This window comes from Streptomyces sp. NBC_01217, assembly GCF_035994185.1.
In the GTDB taxonomy this organism is placed as follows: Bacteria; Actinomycetota; Actinomycetes; order Streptomycetales; family Streptomycetaceae; genus Streptomyces.
Genome location: NZ_CP108538.1, coordinates 1,870,586 through 1,887,157, shown reverse-complemented (window position 1 = coordinate 1,887,157; position 16,572 = coordinate 1,870,586). Strand labels below are relative to the sequence as shown.

The 16,572-nt window shown below is 70.5% G+C and carries 15 protein-coding genes; 9 read left to right on the top strand and 6 right to left on the bottom strand.

Going from position 1 to position 16,572, the window contains the following annotated elements:
* Positions 1-33 precede the first annotated feature (33 nt).
* Together OG507_RS08195 and OG507_RS08190 are read right to left on the bottom strand one after the other, a co-directional pair.
* Entirely contained in the window at positions 34-2,229 is a 2,196-nt protein-coding gene (locus OG507_RS08195; RefSeq protein ID WP_327366481.1) for a SpoIIE family protein phosphatase, read from the bottom strand.
* Between the two features lie 282 nt (positions 2,230-2,511).
* Entirely contained in the window at positions 2,512-3,150 is a 639-nt protein-coding gene (locus tag OG507_RS08190) for a TetR/AcrR family transcriptional regulator (RefSeq protein ID WP_327366480.1), read from the bottom strand.
* Positions 3,151-3,215: 65 nt separating this feature from the next.
* Between OG507_RS08190 and OG507_RS08185 the strand changes: the two genes are divergently transcribed.
* The 3 genes from OG507_RS08185 to OG507_RS08175 all read left to right on the top strand — a co-directional run bounded on the left by OG507_RS08185 (position 3,216) and on the right by OG507_RS08175 (position 5,455).
* Entirely contained in the window at positions 3,216-4,367 is a 1,152-nt protein-coding gene (locus OG507_RS08185) for an acyl-CoA dehydrogenase family protein (RefSeq protein ID WP_327366479.1), read from the top strand.
* Between the two features lie 91 nt (positions 4,368-4,458).
* Positions 4,459-4,749 carry a YiaA/YiaB family inner membrane protein gene (locus tag OG507_RS08180; protein ID WP_327366478.1) on the top strand — a complete coding sequence of 97 codons (291 nt, stop codon included), beginning with the start codon at positions 4,459-4,461 and terminating at the stop codon, positions 4,747-4,749.
* An 82-nt stretch (positions 4,750-4,831) separates the two neighbouring features.
* The gene (locus OG507_RS08175; RefSeq protein WP_327366477.1) at positions 4,832-5,455 is read left to right on the top strand and encodes a TetR/AcrR family transcriptional regulator; all 624 of its coding nucleotides are present in this window, start codon (positions 4,832-4,834) and stop codon (positions 5,453-5,455) included.
* Between the two features lie 24 nt (positions 5,456-5,479).
* On the opposite strand, the gene OG507_RS08170 is transcribed toward OG507_RS08175, so the two are convergent.
* Positions 5,480-5,941 carry a MaoC family dehydratase gene (locus tag OG507_RS08170; RefSeq protein ID WP_327366476.1) on the bottom strand — a complete coding sequence of 154 codons (462 nt, stop codon included), beginning with the start codon at positions 5,939-5,941 and terminating at the stop codon, positions 5,480-5,482.
* Between the two features lie 133 nt (positions 5,942-6,074).
* On the opposite strand from OG507_RS08170, the gene soxR reads away from it, so the two are divergent.
* A complete protein-coding gene (gene soxR, locus OG507_RS08165) occupies positions 6,075-6,563 on the top strand; it encodes a redox-sensitive transcriptional activator SoxR (protein WP_327366475.1) in 489 nt (162 codons plus the stop codon).
* A 74-nt stretch (positions 6,564-6,637) separates the two neighbouring features.
* Here soxR and OG507_RS08160 read toward each other — a convergent pair whose 3' ends face one another.
* On the bottom strand, positions 6,638-7,249 hold the full coding sequence (locus OG507_RS08160) for a hypothetical protein (protein WP_327366474.1): 612 nt from the start codon (positions 7,247-7,249) through the stop codon (positions 6,638-6,640).
* A 226-nt stretch (positions 7,250-7,475) separates the two neighbouring features.
* Here OG507_RS08160 and OG507_RS08155 point away from each other — a divergent pair, with 226 nt between their 5' ends.
* Positions 7,476-10,298, top strand: coding sequence for a penicillin acylase family protein (locus tag OG507_RS08155; protein WP_327366473.1), 2,823 nt, complete (start codon positions 7,476-7,478; stop codon positions 10,296-10,298).
* 74 nt (positions 10,299-10,372) lie between these two features.
* On the opposite strand, the gene OG507_RS08150 is transcribed toward OG507_RS08155, so the two are convergent.
* Positions 10,373-11,635: an exo-beta-N-acetylmuramidase NamZ family protein gene (locus OG507_RS08150; protein ID WP_327366472.1), complete on the bottom strand. Its 1,263-nt coding sequence runs from the start codon at positions 11,633-11,635 to the stop codon at positions 10,373-10,375.
* Positions 11,636-11,814: 179 nt separating this feature from the next.
* Here OG507_RS08150 and OG507_RS08145 point away from each other — a divergent pair, with 179 nt between their 5' ends.
* The 4 genes from OG507_RS08145 (at position 11,815) to OG507_RS08130 (ending at position 15,133) form a co-directional block, all read left to right on the top strand.
* A complete protein-coding gene (locus tag OG507_RS08145) occupies positions 11,815-12,579 on the top strand; it encodes an SDR family oxidoreductase (protein ID WP_327366471.1) in 765 nt (254 codons plus the stop codon).
* Positions 12,576-14,234, top strand: coding sequence for a long-chain-fatty-acid--CoA ligase (locus OG507_RS08140; RefSeq protein ID WP_327366470.1), 1,659 nt, complete (start codon positions 12,576-12,578; stop codon positions 14,232-14,234). Before OG507_RS08145 ends, OG507_RS08140 begins: the two co-directional genes overlap by 4 nt.
* Positions 14,235-14,271: 37 nt before the next feature.
* Positions 14,272-14,865 (top strand): TetR/AcrR family transcriptional regulator, encoded by a 594-nt coding sequence (locus tag OG507_RS08135; protein WP_327366469.1) that lies wholly within the window; start codon positions 14,272-14,274, stop codon positions 14,863-14,865.
* Positions 14,866-14,968: 103 nt separating this feature from the next.
* Positions 14,969-15,133, top strand: coding sequence for a hypothetical protein (locus tag OG507_RS08130; RefSeq protein WP_327366468.1), 165 nt, complete (start codon positions 14,969-14,971; stop codon positions 15,131-15,133).
* Positions 15,134-15,352: 219 nt separating this feature from the next.
* On the opposite strand, the gene OG507_RS08125 is transcribed toward OG507_RS08130, so the two are convergent.
* On the bottom strand, positions 15,353-16,567 hold the full coding sequence (locus OG507_RS08125) for an acyl-CoA dehydrogenase family protein (protein ID WP_327366467.1): 1,215 nt from the start codon (positions 16,565-16,567) through the stop codon (positions 15,353-15,355).
* Between the last annotated feature and the right edge of the window lie 5 nt (positions 16,568-16,572).

Sequence of the window (16,572 nt, the reverse complement as noted above, 5' to 3'; positions counted from 1 at the left end):
GTCCCTCCACCGGCTGTGCCGGAATCTTCCGCGTCAGGCCAGTCTGCGGACGCATCCGGGAGAGCGCCACCCCGGCTTTACGGAGCAGAACGAGACGTGTACGTCCCCGACCGGACCGCCGTGCGGCTCAACGCGGGTGCGGGCGACCAGTAGCGCGATGTCGTCCTCCGGCTTCGCCGTCGCCGCCATCTCCGCGATCACCTGGGAGCAGAGGTCGTCCAGCTCCGACGGTGCTCGGCCCAACGCGGCCGCCAGCCGGTCGAGTCCGGCGTCGATGTCGGTGTTCCGCGTCTCGATGAGCCCGTCCGTGAACAGGACGATCAGGCTGCCCTCCGGGAGTTCCCTGTCCACCGATTCGAACGAGCCGAAGCCGAGGTCGATCGGCGTGCCTGCCGGGATGTCGGGCGTGATGACCCGACCGTCCGGGTAGACCAGCAGCGGTGGCGGATGTCCGGCACGGGCGAAGGAACACACCCGGGTGGCCGGGTCGTACACGGCGTAGACACAGGTGGCCCCCACGCTCGGCAGGGCGGGGTCACCGGACCCGGCGGCTTCCTCCGACAGATGGGCGACCACGTCGTCGAGGTGGGCGAGCAGCTCGGCCGGCGGCTGGTCCAGGGCGGCCAGTGTGAGCACCGCCGTACGCAGACGGCCCATGGTGGCGGCCGCGTTGACCCCGTGCCCGACGACGTCTCCGACGACCAGGGCGATCCGCCCGCCCGGCAGGTGGATGGCATCGAGCCAGTCGCCTCCGACCCCCTCGTGGCGGTCCGAGGGGAGGTAGCGCCAGCCCAGTTCCACGGCGTTGCCGCCGGACAGCGAGCAGGGCAGCAGGCTGCGCTGGAGTGCCAGGGCGGCGGCCCGCTCGCGGGTGTAGCGGCGGGCGTTGTCCAGGCTCAGTGACGCGTGGACGGCGAGTTCCTCGGCCAGGTGCAGGTCGTCCCGCGAGAACGGAGCGATGTTCTCGGTACGGACGAACACGGCAATGCCGAGGATGGTGCCGCGCGCCATGAGCGGGACCATCATGACGGAGTGCATTCCGGTCTCGCGGATGATCCGGGCGCGACTGGGATCCCGGGCGAGCCAGGTGCCGGACCCGGTCTCCATCACGCGCTCCAGATACGACTCACGGTGGTGGAGCACGTACAGGAAGGGGGAGCCCGGAGGCACGAGCACCGGCTCGCCCCGGTCGAACGCGGACTCCGGCATCCCTCTGTGGATGGAGGCCAGTCCCGCGCGGCGGAACACAGGGATGCCGGAGTCCCCAGGCGGCATCCGCTCCAGCGGTTCGCCACCGAGGGGCACCGAATCAGCCAGGTCGACCGTGGTGTAGTCGGCGAGCGACGGGACGGCCAGATCCGTGAGCTCCTGCGCGGTCGTCATCACATCCAGCGTGGTGCCGACGTGTCTCGCCGCCCTGCTCATCAGCGCCAGTCGCTCGCGCGTCCACCTCTGGGTGATGTCCGTCGAGACCGTGCACAGCGCGAGGGGTGTACCGTCCGCGCGCCCGAGACGGATGAATGCGGACGAGAAGACGGCCTCCCGGCGCCCACCGGGGGAGACCCAGCGCGCCTCGTGGCCGGTCACCGGCTCACCGGACGCCAGGACCCGCCGCATCACCGGCTCGACCGCGGCGAGGTCGAAGCCCTGCAGCGCCCGCCTCAGGAGTCCCGGGCGAGCGTCCGGGGGCAGACCCACCCTCCGCCTGGACGCCTGGTTCAGCCAGATGCAGCGCAGTTGTGAGTCCCAGACGGCGACCAGGAGCGGCGAGCGGTCGAGCAGCGCTCCTGCGGCCGGCTCGCCCGCCCTCCGCCGCTCGCCGCTGTCCGGCATGTCCGTCGCCACCAGGAGCCAGCACCTCTCACCGTCGGCGTCGGTCAGCGCACTGGCCTCCAGCTCCACCCGCAGCGTGCGGCCGTCGCGGTGCCGGACGTCCACCACCGCACGGCGCCGGTGCTCGTTCTCGCCCGTCCGCTCCGGGCCGTGCGCCAGGAGCGGCAGACAGGATCCGCCTTCCGTACCTTCCGGAGGGCTCGCCAGAAGGCGCGCCGCGGGCCGCCCGACGACGTCCTCGGCGCGGTGGCCGAGAAGCTGTCTCGCCCCGTCCGCCCACGCCAGGACCGTACCGTCGCCGTCGATCACCGCTACCGCGGGGGCGGGCAGAGCGCGGACGCCGCCCGAGGAAGCATCCTGCTCGGCACCGGGTGTGACGTCGGCTGGGCGCATCATGGCCCCTGACCTTCCATGGCCTGTCTGCTGTCGGGGACGATGCGACCGCTCAGCGGGCTGTGCCGGCGTCCGCGCACGGCCTGGACGTCACCGGTGATGAAGGCGGCTTCGTCATCGGCCAGGTAGCCACGAGCGACGTCGGTTCCTGGGGTACTGCGGTCCGCCCGGGCGGATGAGCTGCACGGAACTCCGCCTTCAGCCCAGTTTACGCGGCGGAGCCCACGCGCGACATCGCGCTGTTGATCACGGCCGTGGTCGGGTACGAACAGCCGGACAGGCCGGTCAGCGCCGCTGTTCGTACTGCAGGGCGAGGCCGTCGACCAGCGCCCGCAGCCCGGTCTCGAACGCCCCCTCGTCGACCTTCTGGCGGCGCTCGGCCAGCAGATGGGCCTGGCCGAGGTGCGGATAGTCGGTGGGGTCGTACGCCGTCTCGTCGTCGACGAAGCCGCGGGCGAACGACCCGAGGGCGGAGCCGGTGATGAAGTAGCGCATCAGGGCCCCGATGTACGTCGCCTGGGCGGGCGGCCAGCCGGCTCTGACCATCGCGCCGAAGACCGCGTCGGCGACCCGCAGTCCGGCCGGGCGGCGGCCCGGGCCCTGGGCCAGCACCGGGACGATGTGCGGGTGCTCGGTGAGCGCCGCACGATAGGAGACGGCCCAGTCGTGCAGGGCGGCGCGCCAGTCGCGGGCGTCCGATTCGTCGAACATCGACAGATCGACCTGGGCGGACACGGCGTCCGCGACCGCGTCCAGGATCTCGTCCTTGTTGCGGAAGTGGTTGTAGAGCGAGGGTCCGCTGACCCCGAGTTCGGCGGCGAGCCGACGGGTGGAGACGGCGTCGAGCCCCTCGGAGTCCACGAGTGCGCTCGCTGCCTCGACGATGCGGTCTCGGCTGAGGAGGGGCTTGCGCGGTCGGGCCATGCGGCACATAGTAGGGCCTGAGAACAGAAAACTAGCAGTGCTAATTAAAGTGGGAGGGGCGAGGGATGAACCTGGAGCTCAGCGAGGAGCAGGAAGCCGTCCGGCAGCTCGCCAAGGACTTCGTCGCCCGTGAGATCGCCCCGCATGCCGTGGGGTGGGACCGTGCCGAGAGCGTCGACAAGTCGATCGTGAAGAAGCTGGGCTCCCTCGGCTTCCTGGGGCTGACCGTCCCCGAGGAGTACGGCGGCTCGGGCGGCGACCACCTCGCGTACTGCCTGGTCACCGAGGAGCTCGGCCGCGGCGACTCCTCGGTCCGCGGCATCGTCTCCGTATCCCTCGGCCTGGTCGCCAAGACGATCGCCGCCTGGGGCGACGAGGAGCAGAAGCGGCACTGGCTGCCGGGGCTCACCGCGGGCGAGGCGGTCGGCTGCTTCGGCCTCACTGAACCAGGCACCGGATCGGACGCCGGGAACCTGACGACGAGGGCCGTCCGCGACGGCGACTCGTACGTCATCAACGGCACCAAGATGTTCATCACCAACGGCACCTGGGCCGATGTCGTACTGCTCTTCGCCCGCACCGACGACACCCCCGGCCACAAGGGCATATCCGCTTTCCTGGTCCCCACCGACACCCCCGGCCTCAGCCGCCGCACCATCCACGGCAAGCTCGGCCTGCGCGGCCAGGCCACCGCCGAGGTCGTCCTGGAGGACGTCCGCGTGTCCGCCTCCGCGCTCATGGGTCCGCAGGGCAAGGGCTTCTCCATCGCGATGTCCGCCCTGGCCAAGGGGCGGATGTCCGTCGCCGCCGGCTGTGTCGGCATCGCCCAGGCCGCCCTGGACGCCGCCGTGGGGTACGCGGGCGAGCGCGAGCAGTTCGGCAAGTCCATCGCGAGCCACCAGCTCGTCCAGGAACTCATCAGCGACATCTCCGTGGACGTCGACGCGGCCCGGCTGCTGACCTGGCGGGTGGCCGACCTCATCGACCGCGGCGAGGACTTCGCCACCGCCGCTTCCAAGGCGAAGCTCTTCGCTTCCGAGGCCGCCGTCCGCGCCGCCAACAACGCCCTCCAGGTCTTCGGCGGCTACGGCTACATCGACGAGTACCCGGTCGGCAAGCTGCTGCGCGACGCGCGCGTGATGACGCTGTACGAGGGCACCAGCCAGATCCAGAAGCTGATCATCGGCCGCGCGCTGACCGGTGTCTCCGCCTTCTGATCGCTGCGCCGCTTCTCGAACGGGAGTCTGAGTACCGGGCTGAGTACGGGAACGGATGTGGCGCACACCACGTCGGCCGATGCTGGGCCCCATGAGTGAGACAGCATCGGTCAAGCAGCAGAGCACCGCGGCCTTCTACGGGCAGGCCGTCGCGTCCTTCGGGGTGGCGATGGGTGCCATGACCCTCGGTATCTACTTCCTGGAAGCCGACGCATGGGTCCGCGGATTCCTCGCGATCGGCGTCCTCTACCTCGTCACCTCCTGCTTCACCCTGGCCAAGGTCATCCGCGACCGGCAGGAAGCGGGACAGATCATCAGCCGGGTCGACCAGGCCCGGCTGGAGAAGATCCTCGCCGAGCACGACCCCTTCCGGAAGCACTGACGATCCCGCCGGGAAGAACCCTAAGCGCTTGCTCAGGTTCGGGGTATGGTGTTCGTCCCGGTGACGAGAGGGGCGAGTGACGATGAGCACGGCGGAGGAGACCGACGGCGACAGCATGCCGTGGGCCGAGGTGACGCCCGAGGCGGCCAGACGGCTCCTCGTCGCCGCCGTCGACGCCTTCGCCGAGCGCGGGTACCACGCCACCACCACCCGCGACATCGCGGGCCGGGCGGGAATGAGCCCCGCCGCGCTCTACATCCACTACAAGACGAAGGAAGAGCTGCTCCATCGGATCAGCAGGATCGGTCACGACCGAGCCCTGTTCGTCCTGGAGGCCGCCGCCGACAGCGGCGGAACGGCGGCGGAGCGGCTGGCCGAGGCCGTACGGTCCTTCGTCCGCTGGCACGCCGAACGGCACACGACGGCCCGCGTGGTCCAGTACGAACTCGACGCACTCGGTGAGGAGCACCGCACCGAGATCGTCGAACTGCGCCGCAAGAGCGACGCGGTGGTGCGCCGGATCATCAGCGAGGGCGTGCAGGCCGGGGAGTTCGACGTCCCCGACGTCCCGGGCACCACGCTCGCGGTGCTCTCGCTCTGCATCGACGTGGCGCGCTGGTTCAACGCCCAGGGCAGCCGGACGCCCGACGAGGTCGGCGAGCTGTACGCCGACCTCGTGCTGCGCATGGTCGCCGCCAAGCGGTAGCCATGGTGGTGGTGTGGCGCGTCGTCAGAAGTAGTAGCGCGACACCGACTCGGCCACGCAGACCGGCTTGTCGCCGCCCTCGCGCTCGACCGTGACGAGGGCGGTGACCTGCACCCCGCCCCCGGCCTCCTCGACGCTCTTCAGCACGGCCGTCGCGCGCAGCCGCGAGCCCACGGGCACGGTGGACGGGAAACGGACCTTGTTGGTCCCGTAGTTGATACCCATCTTCATGCCCTCGACCCGCATGATCTGAGGTACGAGCGCGGGCAGCAGCGAGAGCGTGAGGTAGCCGTGCGCGATCGTCGTGCCGAACGGCCCGGTCGCGGCACGCTCCGGGTCCACATGGATCCACTGGTGGTCACCGGTGGCCTCGGCGAAGAGATCGATCCTCTTCTGCTCGATCTCCAGCCACTCGCTGTGACCCAGCTGCTCGCCCACCCCGTCGCGCAGCTCCTGCGCGGACGTGAAGATCCTCGGCTCTGCCATGTCCCTGGTCCCTGCCCTTCCGGCTCTCGGCCATCCGTCACCGCCTAGTTTCTAAGCGCTTGCTCAGCATGGTTGGCAGGTGCGTTCCTGTCAACGACGGACCGGCCGGGGTCGGACAAGTAGGATTGGAGGAGTGCCCCAGATCCCACAGACACTCCATGAACTCACGGTCGGCCAGCTCTCCGCACGCAGCGGCGCCGCCGTCTCGGCCCTGCACTTCTACGAGGCCAAGGGCCTGATCAGCAGCCGCCGCACCAGCGGCAACCAGCGCCGCTACACCAGGGACGCACTGCGCAGGGTCGCGTTCGTCCGCGCGGCACAGCGGGTCGGAATCCCGCTCGCCACCATCCGGGACGCCCTCGCCGAACTCCCCGAGGAGCGCACCCCGAACCGCGACGACTGGGCACGGCTGTCCGCGGCATGGCGCTGCGAACTGGACGAGCGGATCGAGCAGTTGCGGCGGCTGAGGGACCATCTCACCGACTGCATCGGGTGCGGCTGTCTGTCGCTGGAGAACTGCGTGCTCTCCAACCCGAACGACATCTCCGGCCAGCGGATCAGCGGCTCACGACTGATGCCCGAACACCCGCCCGCCGACCGCCACCCGGCGAACCGCCCGTAGGGCGGGCCGGGTGCTTGGAAAAAGGCCCCCACCCGCCCCGTGCCGGACCCGCCCCGGCAAACGCGCGCCGTTCGTCACGCCGCCGATGCCAGATTCCCCGGGCGTACCTTCCTGGCCTTCGCCAGTGCCCCCGGTGTGAGCACCGGTTGCGGAACCACGATTCCGCAGCCCGCGCAGACCGGCCCCGACCACGGCTCGCGTTCCAGGTCGTGCCGCCAGGCGATCTCGGTGCCTGCGCACACCGGGCAGGCCGTGCCCGGCTTCGCCTCCAGGGCCGCGATAAGCCGACCCAGGACCTCGGCGAGCGGCGCCGAGGGGTGGACCGCCGGATCCTCGCAGCGGGCGACCCCGTGGCCGCACCGGATGCGCCGGTGCCAGTCGTCGAGCGCGCCCGGGCTGCGCAGCCCGTCCTGCTTCTCCCGCCTGCGGCGCTCGGCGAACCCCGCCTCGTAGCCGAGCCAGACGGCCCGCGCCGCCTCCAGCTCGTCCAGTGCGCGCATCAGCCGCACCGGATCGGGGGACCGGTCCTCGGGCTCGATCCCGTGCCGGGCACACAGATGGTCCCAGGTCGCCCGATGCCCGTAAGGGGCGAACCTCTCCAGGCACTTGCGCAGCGAATACCGCCGCAGCGCCAGGTCGCCCCGCGGATCGCGGACCTGTCTCGCAAGACTCCGGAATCCGGCCACTGCACCGCCACCTCCGTCGCTCGTACTTCGGCGTCGAGGAATGGACGAACGGCAGCCCGATTCGGATCCATCCACCCGAGAGTGCGTCCACCATGCGAGATGACGCATCGTCACGGTGTCGCGTGCGGCGGCATGTGACGATTCGGAAAAGGTGACTGTTGCTCATCTTACCGGCGGGTCATACCGCCAGTAACCTCCGGCGCATCGGCCTCTCGGAGGAGCACGCATGCCCCCACACATCGTGAAGTTCAGAACCGCCGCCGTCGCGGCGGTTCTCGCACTCGGCACGACCTTGCTGGCGGCCTCGCCGCAGTCCGGCGCCGCGGCTGCGGAACCGGTGCCCGTCACCGACTACTGCCAGGCTCAGTGCGACGACATCCTGCCGCCCGGAGAGAACGGCAACGCCACCCTCGTCGAGATCCTCGGCAACAAGGCGTTCGGCACGCACCCCGCGCACAGCGACGACCAACTCGACCGCTACAACGGCCTGGTGGCCGGACACACCGGTCTCACCGACCAGAAGCTGACCGACTTCTTCAACGACGCCTCGTTCGGCGTGCCGAACGACCAGGTCGAGTCCGTCACCTCGCCGCGCGACGACGTCACCATCACCCGCGACAAGGCCTCCGGTGTCCCGCACATCAAGGGCACCACCCGTTACGGCACCGAGTTCGGCGCCGGATTCGCCGCCGGGCAGGACCGGCTCTGGCTGATGGACCTCTTCCGGCACATCGGCCGCGGAGAACTGACCTCGTTCGCCGGCGGCGCGCTCGCCAACCAGGGCCTGGAGCAGCAGTTCTGGCCGCAGGCCCCGTACACCGAGGCCGATCTCGAAGCCCAGGTCGAGTACATCAGGACCCACGAGGGCGCCCGCGGCGAACAGGCCATGGTCGACGCCCAGGCGTACGTCGACGGCATCAACGCCTACCGCGAGAAGTCCAAGAAGGGCCGCTACTTCCCCGGCGAGTACGTCCTCACCGGCAAGATCGACGCGATCACCAACGTCGGGGAGATACAGCCGTTCAAGCTGACCGACCTGATCTCCATCGCCTCCGTGGTCGGCGGCCAGTTCGGCGGCGGCGGTGGCGGCGAGGTGCAGGCGGCGCTCTCGCTGCTCGCCGCCCAGCAGAAATACGGGGTCGCCGAGGGCACCGAGGTCTGGGAGTCGTTCCGGCAGCGCAACGACCCCGAGGCCGTGCTGACGATCCACGACGGCACGGCGTTCCCGTACGCGGGCAGGCCCGCCACCGCACGCGGCACCGCGCTGCCCGACAGCGGCTCGGTCACCACCGAACCCCTGATCCACGACCGCACCGGCTCCGCGGGCACCGACAGGAAGGCCCCCGTCAAGGCCCCGGCCACGCTCAAGACGGCCCAGGGCATCTTCGACGACGGTGTCGTCCCCGAGGGCTCACTGCCCGGCTCCGGCACCCAGAAGCGCGGCATGTCCAACGCCCTGCTGGTCTCCGGCCGGCACACCGCGAGCGGGAACCCGATCGCCGTCTTCGGGCCCCAGACCGGCTACTTCGCCCCGCAGCTGATGATGCTCCAGGAGCTCCAGGGCCCCGGCATCAGCGCCCGGGGTGTCTCCTTCGCCGGGGTCGGAATGTATGTCCAGATGGGGCGCGGCCAGGACTACGCCTGGAGCGCCACCTCGGCCGGCCAGGACATCACCGACACCTACGCCGTCGAGCTGTGCGAGCCCGACGGCTCCGCCCCCGCCAAGGACTCCACGCACTACCTCTACCGCGGCACCTGCACTGCCATGGAGACCCTGGAGCGCACCAACTCCTGGCAGCCGACCGTCGCCGACTCCACGGCGAAGGGCTCCTACCGGATGCAGGTCCGGCGCACGAACTACGGCATCGTCACCCACCGCGCCACCGTGGGCGGCAAGCCCGTCGCGTACACCTCGCTGCGTACCACCTACCGCCACGAGGCCGACTCGATCATCGGCTTCCAGATGCTCAACGACCCGGCGTACGTCAAGGACGCCTCCTCGTTCCAGCAGGCGGCGAGCAATATCGACTACGCGTTCAACTGGTTCTACGCGGACTCCCGCACCGCCGCGTACTACAACAGCGGCATGAACCCGGTGCGAGCGGCGGGCGTGGACCCGGCGCTGCCCGTCAAGGCCGAGAAGGCGTACGAATGGCAGGGGTACGACCCGGCCGCCAACACCGCCGCGTACACCCCCTTCGCCGAGCACCCGCACTCCAGCGGCCAGGACTACTACATCTCCTGGAACAACAAGCAGGCCGAGGGTTACGCGGCCGCGGGCTTCGGCCTCGGCGCGGTGCACCGCGGGGATCTGCTGGACCAGCGGGTGGCGAAGCTGGTCGAGGAGGGCGGAGTGACCCGCGCGTCCCTCACCCGGGCGATGGCTCAGGCCGCACTCACAGATCTGCGCGGCGAGCAGTTGCTGCCCGAACTGCTGAAGGTGATCCGCTCCCGGCCCGTCACCGATCCTGAACTGAACAGTGTCGTACAGGAGTTGGAGTCCTGGCGGGCGGCCGGTTCGCAGCGCAGGGAGAGCAGCCCCGGATCGCATGCGTACACCTACGCCGACGCGGTACGGATCATGGACGCGTGGTGGCCGAAGCTGGTCGAGGCCGAGTTCAGGCCGGGGCTCGGCGACGACCTGTACGGCGCGCTGACCGCGAACCTCGCCACCGACGAGTCCCCGGCGGCCAGCCACGGGCCGAGCGGGGCGCACAGCGGATCGGCGTTCCAGTACGGCTGGTGGGGCTTCGTGGACAAGGACCTGCGCAAGGTCCTCGGGCAGCCGGTCAAGGGCCCGTTGGCCAAGACGTACTGCGGGAACGGGGACCTGAACAGTTGCCGTGACGCGCTGCTGGAGTCGCTGAAGGGGGCCGCGGCGCAGCCGGCGGCCGAGGTCTACCCGGGTGACGACAGCTGCGGGGCGGGCGAGCAGTGGTGCACGGACTCGATCATTCACCGTGCGCTGGGCGGGATCAGCCAGAAGGCGATCCACTGGCAGAACCGGCCGACGTACCAGCAGGTGGTGGAGTTCCCGGCGCACCGGTAGTGCCGGGGCCGTCCGGCGGCCGCTGTGTCCTCAGCGGCCGGGCGGGCCCGAATCCTGGGCCCGCCCGGTTCGCCTCACCGGTACTGGAGGTACTTCTTCCGGACGGCGCGGAACGCGGCGAGGTCCGCAGCCCACGCCCCCACCACCTCATCCGTGTCGGCCCCCGCATCGATCATCGTGCGGACCCGTGTGTTGCCGGTGAGCTTGTCGATCCAGTTGTCCGGGCGCCACGCGAACCCGCTCCACGTCCGCTTCGCGGTGACCAGCAGCGCGATCCCCGTGCGCACCGGATCGAAGACCTCGCGGTCCTGGACGTGCAACTGCACGCCGCCGACCGTCTCTCCCTGGAACTTGGAGAACGTCGGCGCGAAGTACGCCTCGCGGAAGGCGACCCCGGGCAGATCGAGCGCGTTCGCGGCCGCCGCCCACCGGTGGTCGATGCCCTCGGCGCCGAGCAGTTCGAAGGGGCGGGTCGTGCCGCGCCCCTCGGAGAGGTTCGTGCCCTCGAACAGGCAGGTCCCGGAGTACACCAGCGCCGTGTCCGGCGTCGGCATGTTGGGGCTCGGCGGCACCCACGGCAGCCCGGTCGCGTCGAAGAAGTCCGAGCGCTTCCACCCCGACATCTTCACGATGCGCAGGTCCACCGGCCGCTGGGCCAGGAACTCCGCGTTGAAGAGCAGTGCCAGCTCGGTGACCGTCATGCCGTGCGCCTGCGAGATCTCCCGGCGGCCCACGAACGTGGAGAACGCCGGGTCGAGCACCGGACCGAGCGCCGCCCGCCCGGTCACCGGGTTCGGCCGGTCGAGCACGACGAACCGCTTGCCCGCGAGCGCCGCCGCCTCCATGCAGTCGTACAGCGTCCAGATGTAGGTGTAGAAGCGGGCGCCCGCGTCCTGGATGTCGAAGACGACCGTGTCCACTCCGGACGCGGTGAAGACATCGGCGAGTGCCTGCCCGCTCTTCAGGTACGTGTCGTAGACGGGCAGTCCGGTCGCCGGGTCGTCGTACCGCCCCTCCGAACCGCCCGCCTGCGCGGTCCCGCGGAAGCCGTGCTCGGGCCCGAAGACGGCGATCAGGTCCACGCGCTCGTCCGGGTGCATCACATCGATGATGTGGCGTACGTCGGACGTGATCCCGGTCGGGTTGGTGACGACCCCGACCTTCTGCCCCTTCAGCAGCGCGTAGCCGTCCGCCGCCAGCCGGTCGAAGCCGGTACGGACCCGCCCGTGCCCGTTGCCGGCGGTGGGCGCGGCGCCCGCGAACCCGGTACCGGCCGCCGTCGCCGCGAGGGCTCCCACCGCGCCGCCGGCCAGCAAACCACGTCTGGACAGGCTCATTCAGCTACCTCCATGATCGCGATGTCTGTCATGGCCACGCACGCTAGCGCGCGTTCCGGTCCTACGGAATGAGCCGGACGAGACGGTTGGGGCAGGAGCGTCGCCCTGTCGACCTCTTCCACTCTGACATACCGACTGGTTAGTCTGCTGGGGAAGTCGGCTGAGAGAGGCGGGACCCGATGAGTACGGTGCAGGGCGCGGGCGTGGTGGTCACAGGGGCCGGAGGCGGCATCGGAGCCTCTCTGGCCCGCCGGTTCGCCGCGCAGGGCGCGCGGGTCGTGGTCAACGATCTCGACGAGGCCAGGATCAAGCCGCTGGCCGAGGAGATCGGCGCCGTCGCCGTCGCCGGTGACGCCTCGCGGATCGTGGACGCCGCCCGGGACGCGCTGGAGGGCACCGTCGACATCTACTGCGCCAACGCGGGCCTCGCCTCGCCTGGCGACGTCTTCGCCGAAGAGGAGGTCTGGGCCGCCGCCTGGGACGTCAATGTGATGGCCCACGTCCGAGCGGCCAGGGCGCTGCTGCCGGACTGGCTGGAGCGCGGCGGCGGCCGTTTCGTCTCGACCGCGTCCGCCGCCGGACTGCTGACGATGATCGGCGCCGCGCCGTACAGCGTCACCAAGCACGGCGTCGTCGCCTTCGCCGAATGGCTCTCGCTGACCTACCGCCACCGCGGCATCAAGGTCCACGCGATCTGCCCGCAGGGCGTGCGCACGGACATGCTCACCGCCGCCGGATCGGCCGGTGAGCTCGTACTCGCCCCCAGCGCCATCGAGCCCGAGGCGGTCGCCGACGCGCTGTTCGACGCCATGGCCGAGGACCGCTTCCTCGTCCTGCCGCACCCCGAGGTGGCCGGTTTCTACCGGGCCCGCGCCAAGGACACCGACCACTGGCTCGGCAATATGAACCACCTCCAGCAGAAGTGGGAGGAGACCGGCGCATGACCGAGTCCTTCTATGCGGCCAGGCCCTGGATCTCCCTGCTCAGCGAGGCCCAGCGGGCCTCCGTCAGCCCGGCCGAGACCCTCGTGCACGCCTTCCGCGCCTCCGTCGCCCGCAGCCCCGAGCACCCCGCGCTCGCCTACTTCGACGGGCGCCTGAGCTACCGCGAGACCGACGCGCTCTCGGACTCGGTGGCCGGCCATCTCGCAGCCAGGGGCCTGGAGCGCGGCGACCGGGTCGCGATCATGCTGCAGAACTCCCCGCAGTTCGTGCTCGCACTGCTCGGCGCCTGGAAGGCGGGCGCGACCGTCGTCCCGCTCAACCCGATGTACAAGTCCGGCGAGGTCGGCCACGTACTGAAGGACGCCGAGGTCACCGCGCTGATCTGCGCGGACCGGGCCTGGGAGGCGTATCTGCGGGACACAGCGGCCGACGCCCCGACCGCGCGGATCGCACTCACCACCAGTGAGCTGGATCTCCAGACGCAGAACGACGCACGCGTACTCGGCTTCGAGCGGCTGCCCGTGCCCGGGGACGCCGACGACCTGGTCGCCGTCGCTCGGCAGGGTCTGAAGGCCCCGGAGGGGCGCGGGCTCACCGCCGCCGACGTGGCGCTGATCAGCTACACCTCCGGGACCAGCGGCACCCCCAAGGGCGCCATGAACTCCCACGGCAACATCATGATCAACGCCGAGCGCCAGCGGACCGGGCACCCCATCGCCGAGGGCTCCTCGTACTTCGCGCTCGCCCCGCTCTTCCACATCACCGGCATGGTGTGCCAGCTGGCCGCCTGCCTCACCAACGCGGGCACCCTCGTCCTCGCGTACCGCTTCCACCCGGGCGTCGTCCTCGAAGCCTTCGCCGAACACCGCCCCGCCTACACCGTGGGGCCGTCGACCGCCTTCATGGCCCTGGCCGCCCACCCCGCCGTCACCCCCGAGCACTTCTCCTCCTTCCAGGTGATCTCCTCCGGCGGCGCACCGCTGCCGCCCGCGCTCGTCGAGAAGTTCCGGGCGGGCTTCGGCCCCTACATCCGCAACGGCTACGGCCTCACCGAGTGCACGGCCCCCTGCGCGTCCGTACCCCCGGAGCGCGAAGCCCCCGTCGACCCGGTCTCCGGAACCCTCTCCGTGGGCGTGCCCGGCCCCGACACGGTGGTCAGGATCCTCGACGAGAACGGCGAGGAGGTGCCCTTCGGTGAGCAGGGCGAGATCGCGGTCCGCGGACCGCAGGTCGTCTCCGGCTACTGGCGGCTGCCCGAGGCCACCGCCACCGCCTTCCCGGACGGTGAGCTGCGCACCGGCGACATCGGCTTCATGGACCGGGAGGGCTGGCTCTACGTCGTCGACCGCAAGAAGGACATGATCAACGCCTCCGGCTTCAAGGTCTGGCCGCGCGAGGTGGAGGATGTGCTCTACACCCACCCCGCGGTCCGGGAGGCGGCCGTCGTCGGCGTCCCCGACCCCTACCGCGGCGAGACCGTCCGTGCCTACGTCAGCCTGCGGCCCGGCTCCACGGTCGAGCCCGAGGAACTGGGTGCGTACTGCAAGGAACGGCTTGCGGCGTACAAGTACCCGCGCGAGGTCGAGATCCTGGCCGAACTCCCGAAGACGGCGAGTGGGAAGATCCTCAGGCGGGAACTGCGTTCCCCTCGATAGACCGATTCACGCACAGCACGGAAGGACGGTGGCGGCAATGGCCAAGGCGACGGACGGGGGCACGGTGCCCGTCCCTCAGCGGCTGCTGGCCGCCGCCACCCGGCTCTTCGCCGAGCGGGGCTACGACCGCACCTCGGTACAGGAGATCGTCGAGGCGGCGGGCGTCACCAAGGGCGCGCTCTACCACTACTTCGGTTCGAAGGAGGACCTCCTCCAGGAGGTCTACGCCCGGGTGCTCCGGCTCCAGCAGGAGCGCCTGGACGCCTTCGCCTGTGCCGAGGCCCCGGTCGAGCAGCGGCTGCGCGACGCTGCCGCGGACGTGGTCGTCACGACCATCGAGAACCTCGACGACGCCTCGATCTTCTTCCGGTCCATGCACCACCTCAGCCCGGAGAAGAACAAGCAGGTACGGGTGGAGCGCCGCCGCTACCACGAGCGCTTCCGGGCCCTGGTGGAAGAGGGCCAGCAGAGCGGGGTGTTCTCCACCGCCACCCCGGCGGACCTGATCGTCGACTACCACTTCGGCTCGGTCCACCATCTGTCCACCTGGTACCGGCCCGACGGCCCGCTCAGCCAGCAGGAGGTCGCCGACCACCTGGCCGACCTGCTGCTGCGGGCCCTGCGCCCGTAGGCACCGTCGGGGGAGCGGCGTGGCTGCGTCCATGCACCGCATCGATGGCAGCCGGCTGAACCATCCGTTGGACCGACCGCCGGCACGGGTCGAAGCTGGATGTATGACTAATACCCAGCCATCCGCGCACATTCCCGCACTATGGGCCGCCGCATACGGCCCGCGCCACGCACCGGCCGTCCGCTTCGCCGCCCGGTGCCTGCTGCGGGTGAGGGCCTTCGCCCGCGAACTGGCGCTCGCGGACCATGTGCCGTTCGGCGGCTATTGACGCGGGCGAAACCGTTGGCCGGGGCGGGAGCGCCCCGGCCGGCATCCGACGGTGAAGACGCCGGCCGACGAACAGATCCGTGACGCCGTACGCCGGGCCGACGTCGGCCGATTGTCCGGGCTCCTGGACGCGCGGGACCGCCCACCCGCGATCCCCGCCGTGACAGAACCCGAGCCCGTCCGGCGATTGAGGGCAAGGCGGCAACCGGGCGGGTCCCGCCTACACGTACCGCTTGATCTCCCGCCGCGCCAACGACCGCTGATGCACCTCGTCCGGCCCGTCCGCCAGCCGCAACGTCCGTGCCGCAGCCCACAGTTCCGCCAGCGGGAAGTCCTGGCTCACACCTCCCGCACCGTGCAGCTGCACCGCCTGGTCCAGGATGTCGACCACCGCACGCGGAGTGGCGATCTTGATGGCCTGGATCTCCGTGTGCGCGCCCCGGTTGCCCACCGTGTCCATCAGCCACGCCGTCTTCAGCACCAGCAGCCGCAGCTGCTCCACCGTGACCCGTGCGTCCGCGATCCAGTTCTGCACGACGCCCTGCTGGGCGAGCGGCTTGCCGAAGGCCGTACGGGACACCGCCCGCTTGCACATCAGCTCGATCGCCCGCTCGGCCATTCCGATCAGCCGCATGCAGTGGTGGATGCGGCCCGGTCCCAGTCGCGCCTGGGCGATCGCGAAGCCGCCGCCCTCCTCGCCGATCAGGTTCGTGGCGGGCACCCGCACATCGGTGAACACGACTTCCGCGTGGCCGCCGTGGTAGTGGTCCTCGTAGCCGTACACCTGCATGGCGCGCCGCACTTCGAGGCCGGGGGTGTCGCGCGGGACCAGGATCATCGACTGCTGACGGCGGATATCGGCGCCGTCGGGGTCGGTCTTGCCCATCACGATGAAGATACGGCAGTCCGGGTTCATCGCCCCGGAGATGTACCACTTGCGGCCGTTGATGACGTAGTCGTCGCCATCCCGCGCGATGCGGGTCTCGATGTTCGTCGCGTCCGACGAGGCCACCTCGGGCTCCGTCATGGCGAACGCCGAGCGGATCTCCCCGGCGAGCAGCGGCTCCAGCCACTGCTTCTTCTGCTCGTCCGTGGCGAACTGGAAGAGCACCTCCATGTTCCCGGTGTCCGGGGCCGCGCAGTTCAGCGCGGTCGGCGCCAACTGCGGGGAGCGGCCGGTGATTTCGGCGAGCGGGGCGTACTGGAGGTTGGTCAGCCCGGCACCGTACTCGGCGTCGGGGAGGAAGAGGTTCCACAGTCCCTGCCGTCGCGCCTCGGCCTTGAGGTCCTCGACGATCTGCGGGGTGTCCCACGGCGAGGCGAGCAGCGCGCGTTGCTCGTCCGCGATCTTCTCGGCCGGGTGGACGTGCTCGTCCATGAAGGTGAGCAGCTTGTCGCGCAGTTCCTCGGTGCGGGCGTCGAATGCGAAGTCCATGGGGG

Coding starts and splice junctions, on each gene's coding strand:
- OG507_RS08185 (WP_327366479.1), top strand. CDS start 3,216: ATGAACCTGGAGCTCAGCGAGGAGCAGGAAGCCGTCCGGCAGCTCGCC.
- OG507_RS08130 (WP_327366468.1), top strand. CDS start 14,969: ATGACTAATACCCAGCCATCCGCGCACATTCCCGCACTATGGGCCGCC.
- OG507_RS08175 (WP_327366477.1), top strand. CDS start 4,832: ATGAGCACGGCGGAGGAGACCGACGGCGACAGCATGCCGTGGGCCGAG.
- OG507_RS08190 (WP_327366480.1), bottom strand. CDS start 3,150: ATGGCCCGACCGCGCAAGCCCCTCCTCAGCCGAGACCGCATCGTCGAG.
- OG507_RS08195 (WP_327366481.1), bottom strand. CDS start 2,229: ATGATGCGCCCAGCCGACGTCACACCCGGTGCCGAGCAGGATGCTTCC.
- OG507_RS08135 (WP_327366469.1), top strand. CDS start 14,272: ATGGCCAAGGCGACGGACGGGGGCACGGTGCCCGTCCCTCAGCGGCTG.
- OG507_RS08150 (WP_327366472.1), bottom strand. CDS start 11,635: ATGAGCCTGTCCAGACGTGGTTTGCTGGCCGGCGGCGCGGTGGGAGCC.
- OG507_RS08125 (WP_327366467.1), bottom strand. CDS start 16,567: ATGGACTTCGCATTCGACGCCCGCACCGAGGAACTGCGCGACAAGCTG.
- OG507_RS08145 (WP_327366471.1), top strand. CDS start 11,815: ATGAGTACGGTGCAGGGCGCGGGCGTGGTGGTCACAGGGGCCGGAGGC.
- OG507_RS08170 (WP_327366476.1), bottom strand. CDS start 5,941: ATGGCAGAGCCGAGGATCTTCACGTCCGCGCAGGAGCTGCGCGACGGG.
- OG507_RS08155 (WP_327366473.1), top strand. CDS start 7,476: ATGCCCCCACACATCGTGAAGTTCAGAACCGCCGCCGTCGCGGCGGTT.
- OG507_RS08140 (WP_327366470.1), top strand. CDS start 12,576: ATGACCGAGTCCTTCTATGCGGCCAGGCCCTGGATCTCCCTGCTCAGC.
- OG507_RS08180 (WP_327366478.1), top strand. CDS start 4,459: ATGAGTGAGACAGCATCGGTCAAGCAGCAGAGCACCGCGGCCTTCTAC.